The organism is Phenylobacterium sp. (assembly GCF_044236515.1).
Taxonomy (GTDB): Bacteria; Pseudomonadota; Alphaproteobacteria; order Caulobacterales; family Caulobacteraceae; genus Phenylobacterium.
In genome coordinates this window covers 1-4,535 of the sequence record NZ_JBIIGK010000197.1, presented here as the reverse complement: position 1 = coordinate 4,535, position 4,535 = coordinate 1, and the positions used below count along the sequence as shown (strand labels likewise).

4 protein-coding genes are annotated in these 4,535 nt (G+C 70.3%); 1 reads left to right on the top strand and 3 read right to left on the bottom strand.

The window, feature by feature from the left end; translation table 11 throughout:
- Positions 1–52: 52 nt before the first annotated feature.
- Together secD and yajC are read right to left on the bottom strand one after the other, a co-directional pair.
- Positions 53–1,657 carry a protein translocase subunit SecD gene (secD, locus tag ACILRF_RS14720; protein ID WP_395674189.1) on the bottom strand — a complete coding sequence of 535 codons (1,605 nt, stop codon included), beginning with the start codon at positions 1,655–1,657 and terminating at the stop codon, positions 53–55.
- Positions 1,658–1,670: 13 nt separating this feature from the next.
- A complete protein-coding gene (gene yajC, locus ACILRF_RS14715) occupies positions 1,671–2,018 on the bottom strand; it encodes a preprotein translocase subunit YajC (RefSeq protein ID WP_395674187.1) in 348 nt (115 codons plus the stop codon).
- A 114-nt stretch (positions 2,019–2,132) separates the two neighbouring features.
- Here yajC and ACILRF_RS14710 point away from each other — a divergent pair, with 114 nt between their 5' ends.
- Positions 2,133–2,972 carry an ATP-binding protein gene (locus ACILRF_RS14710; protein WP_395674191.1) on the top strand — a complete coding sequence of 280 codons (840 nt, stop codon included), beginning with the start codon at positions 2,133–2,135 and terminating at the stop codon, positions 2,970–2,972.
- Between the two features lie 22 nt (positions 2,973–2,994).
- Here ACILRF_RS14710 and ACILRF_RS14705 read toward each other — a convergent pair.
- Positions 2,995–4,535 (bottom strand): LysM peptidoglycan-binding domain-containing protein (locus ACILRF_RS14705; RefSeq protein ID WP_395674185.1); only part of this gene is annotated, 1,541 nt, incomplete at its 5' end.

Genomic DNA, 4,535 nt, shown 5'->3' with positions numbered 1-4,535 from the left:
AGCTTGATGAGCGGCCACCAGCCCGACGACGCCGGCTTGGTCATTTTCGAGCTCATGCGATGGGAAGCACCTTGGGCCGGGTGGACTTCAGCCACACGGCGAGCAGCAACTGGGTGACGAGCACGGCGGTGAACACCGAGGTGAACACGCCAATCGCCAGCGTCCAGGCGAAGCCCTTCACAGGTCCCGCGCCCAGCGAGAACATGATCAGGGCCGCGCCTAGGTGGGTGATGTTGGCGTCGAAGATCGTCAGCATGGCCCGGCTGAACCCGGCGTCCATGGAACCGATGATGCTGCGCCCGGCCCGATATTCCTCACGCATGCGCTCGTAGATCAGCACGTTGGCGTCGACCGCAACGGCGAGGGTCAGGATCAAGCCGGCGATCCCGGGCAGCGTTAGGGTCGCCTGGGTGATCGACATGGCGGCGACGATCATCAGGCCGTTGACCACAAGGGCGACGATCGACACGCCGCCGAACAGCATGCCGTAGGCGAGCACCATGAAGGCGAGCACCAGCACGAAGGCGAGGAGCGCCGAGTTCTGGCCCGCGGTGATGGCGTCCGCGCCGAGTTCGGCCCCGACGGTGCGCTGTTCCTCGACCTTCAGCGGGGCCGGCAGGGCGCCAGCGCGCAGCAGGACGGCCAGGTCGTTGGCTGATTCCGGCGTGAAGTTGCCTTCGATGTAGCCGGAGCCGCCGGTGATCGCCGAATTGATCCGCGGCGCGGAGATCACCTTCTTGTCGAGGACGATGGCGAACCGCTTGCCGATGTTCTGGCTGGTCGCCTCGCCGAAGCGGCGGGCGCCCTGTCCGTTGAAGCGGAATTCGACGATCGGCTGACCCGTCTCCGGATGGAAGCCCTGGTTGGCGTGGACCAGCATCTCGCCGGTGACGACGGAGCGCTTGCGCACGACCACGAACGGCTCGGCTTGATCTTCCTGGGGCAGGAGTTCGGAGCCGGGCGGGATGAGGCCGGCGGCGACCTGCTCGGGCCGGACCGAGTCGTCGACCATCTGGAAGGTCAGCTTTGCGGTCTGGCCGATGATTTCGCGCAGCTTCTGCGGGTCGCTTTCGCCGGGCGCCTGGACGACGATGCGGTTCGTGCCCTGGCGGGCGATCGACGGCTCGCGGGTGCCGAGTTCGTCGATGCGGCGACGGATGATCTCCTGCGACTGCTCGACGGCACGGACCGCCTCGGCCTCCATCGCCTCGGGGGCGAAGGCCAGACGGATGCGCTGATCCGGAGTGCTGGTCACCACGACGTCCCGGCCGCCCGCGACGCCGGCCAGCGGGGCCCCGACGCTGGTCCGCAGGACGCGCAGCGCGGCCTGCATCTGCGCCGGGTCGGTGACCCGCAGGTTGACGCCGCCCTCGACGACGCCGAGGTCGCTGAACACCACCTCTTCGTTGCGCAGGGCGACGCGGACGTCTTCGACGAGGTTGGTCAGCCGTTCGCGACGAAGAGCCGCGACGTCCACCTCAAGCATGAGGTAGGAGCCGCCCTGCAGGTCGAGGCCGAGGTTGAGGGTCTTCTTCGGCAGGAAGGCCGGAAGCTTTTCACGGGCCTCGGGCGACAACAGGTTCGGCGCGGCGAACAGCGCGCTGACGAGAACCGCCAGAACGACGAGGAGGACCTTCCAGCGGGAAAGGGTCAGCATCGGAGCGGGTCGCTCAGACCTTGGCGTCGTTGGCGGGCGAAGGCTCGCCGCGGGTGCGGACGTCCGAGATCATGCCCTTCACGACCTTGACCGTGACGCCGGTGGCGATTTCCAGGCCCACTTCCTTGTCCTCGACGCGGACGACCTTGCCGATGATCCCGGACGACAGGACCACCGTGTCGTTGCGCTTCAGCGCGCCGAGCATGGCCTGATGCTGCTTCATCCGGCGCTGCTGCGGCCGGATCATCAGGAAATAGAACAGCACCACCAGGCCGATGAGCGGCAGGAACTGCAGAAGCATGGCCTCAGGGCCCGCGGGCGTGGCGCCGGCGGCTTGGGCGTAGGCGGGGGTGGCGAACATGGCCTCTCCGGAATGGGTTCGCGGCGGGTGCTGGAAGCCCCTCGCCGAGGTCGGCGGAAGCTATGCGCTGCGACCGGGTTTTGCAATGGAACCCGCCGCGCTATGGCTCGGCGCATGGACCAGACCCTGCTCCCCCTGCTCGAACGGATCGCCGGCGCCCTGGAGCGGCTGGCCCCGCCGCCGATCGCCGAGCCCGACTTCGCCGCCGGCCGCCTGTTCCGGCACGACCCGACGCGCGAGATCTTTCATCTCGCCCCGGACTATCCGCTGGCCCTGGAGAGCCTGGTCGGCGTGGAAGGCCAGAAGGCGCGGTTCGTGGAGAACCTGCGTCGGTTCGCCGCCGGCCTGCCGAGCAACCACGTGCTGCTTTGGGGCGTGCGCGGCACGGGGAAGAGCTCGCTCGCCAAGGCCGCCTTCATGGCGGTGACCAGGGACGCGCCGGGCCTCAAGCTCGTCGAGGTGGACCGCGACCAGGTGACCGCCCTGCCCGCGCTGTTCGACGTGTTGCGCAGACGCCCCGAGCGGTTCCTGGTGCTGTGCGATGACCTGTCGTTCGAGGAGGGCGCGGCGGCGGCGAAGGCGCTGAAGTCGGCGCTGGAGGGGGGCGTGTCCGGCCCCCCGGCGAACGTCATGTTCGTAGCCACGTCCAATCGCCGTCACCTGATGCCGCGCAGCCCGAACGAGGATCGCGGGCTCCTCGCCGCGGCAGAGGACGCCGAGGAGGAGGTCAGCGTGTCCGACCGCTTCGGCTTGTGGATCAGCTTCCCGCCGATGGACCAGCCGACCTACCTGGCGGCGGTGCGCGGCTATGCCGACCGCTTCGACCTGAAGACGCCCGACCTCGACCGCAAAGCCCTGCAATGGGCGCAGCTGCGCGGCGGCCGGTCAGGACGCGTCGCGTGGCAATTCATCCGAGATCTGGCGGGCGAACAGGGCAAGGCGCTGCCGCTCTAGCTCTTGCCTGTCAGGCGGCCGTCTACGGCAGAACCAGCTGCGGATCGACCGGGCGGGCGCGGTCCAGCGGCGACGGGGCGTAGCGGACCTCGAAGTGGAGCTGCGGCTCGGGGACGCCGCCGGTGGCGCCAGCCTGGCCAATCTGCTGACCCTGAGTGATCCGCTGGGTCATCTTCACGTCCACCCGGGACAGGTGGCCATAGGCCGTCACCCAGCCGCCGTCGTGCTTCACCAGCACCAGGTTACCGAATCCCGGGACCTGATCGCCGGCGTAGACGACCTCGCCAGCCGCGGCGGCGCGCACCGGGTCGCCGGCGCCGGCGCGGATGTTGATCCCGTCGTTACGCTGATTGCCGGCCTTGGGGCCAAAGCCGGAGACGACATCGCCGCGCAGGGGCCAGACGAACAGCCCGCGCCCGAGTTGCGAAATCTGAGCGTCGCTAAGCGGCGCCGCGCCGACCGGGGCGGCCGGCGGGGCCGCCGGGGTGGGACGCGGAGTCGGTCGCGAGGCGGCCGGCGGCGTGTAGGGCTGAGGCCGCGACGGCAGAGCCGGCGGCGCGGGCTCAGGGCGAGCCGCGGGCGTGGGAGACGGGGTCGGCGTCGGGATCTGAGCCGGCGCCGGCGTGGGCGTCGGCGCCGGCATGGGGCGGGTCGCCGGCCGGGGCCGCTCCACCGTCTCCTGACGGGTCGACACGATCGCGCCGCGATCCCTGTAGCCGCTGGGCAGGCGAATGCGCTGACCCGCCCGGATCGTGGCGTTGCGGCCAAGGTCGTTTTCGCTGCGGAGGCGCGCGGCGGAGACGGAGAACCGTTGGGCGATCAGTTCGAGGGTGTCGCCTGAGCCGGCGACATAGGCCTTCGCCTCCGTGGCCGGGCCTTTCAGCTTCTGGCCCGGGCGAATCGCCGAGCCGGAGATCTTGTTGTCGTCGCGCAGTTGTTCGATCGTGGTGTCGAGCTTGCGGGCGATGGAGGTCAGGTTGTCCCCGCTCCTGACCTCGTAGGTCTCGGCCGGACCCTCCACGGTGACGACGCGGCCGGTCACCCGGCGGGTCGTGACGGTGCGGGACGCGGGCGGCTCGTCAGCGGCCGGACGCTCGGCTGCGGGCGCTGGGCGGGACGGACGCTGCGGTTCCGGCTGGGGAGTGAGAGCCGCCGGCGCGGAGGCCGCGCCGGTTGGAACCTGGGTCGTGGTAACGGTCGGGCCGCGGTCGCGGAAGCCCTCGGGCAGCCGCAGGCGCTGGCCGGCCCGGATCGCGGCATTGCGGGAGAGGTCGTTCTCTTCGGCCAAGGCGGCGGCGGTGACCGAGAACCGGCGGGCGATGGCGTAAAGAGTGTCGCCGGAGCCGACCACATAGGCCTTGGCGGCTGTCGACGGCCCCTTCAGCGTCTGGCCCGGACGAATGTTCGAGCCTTCGATGCCGTTGTCCTCGCGCAACTGCTCGACGCTGGTGTCGAGCTTGCGGGCGATGGCGATCAGCGTGTCGCCGGACTGGACCTGATAGGTGCTGGCGCGCCCGTCGGCGTCGACCACGCGGCCGGTGACGCTGCGGGTGGTCACGGTGC

Bases quoted from the DNA above. Each gene is read 5' to 3' on its own strand.
- yajC (WP_395674187.1), bottom strand. From the start codon at position 2,018: ATGTTCGCCACCCCCGCCTACGCCCAAGCCGCCGGCGCCACGCCCGCG.
- ACILRF_RS14710 (WP_395674191.1), top strand. From the start codon at position 2,133: ATGGACCAGACCCTGCTCCCCCTGCTCGAACGGATCGCCGGCGCCCTG.
- secD (WP_395674189.1), bottom strand. From the start codon at position 1,657: ATGCTGACCCTTTCCCGCTGGAAGGTCCTCCTCGTCGTTCTGGCGGTT.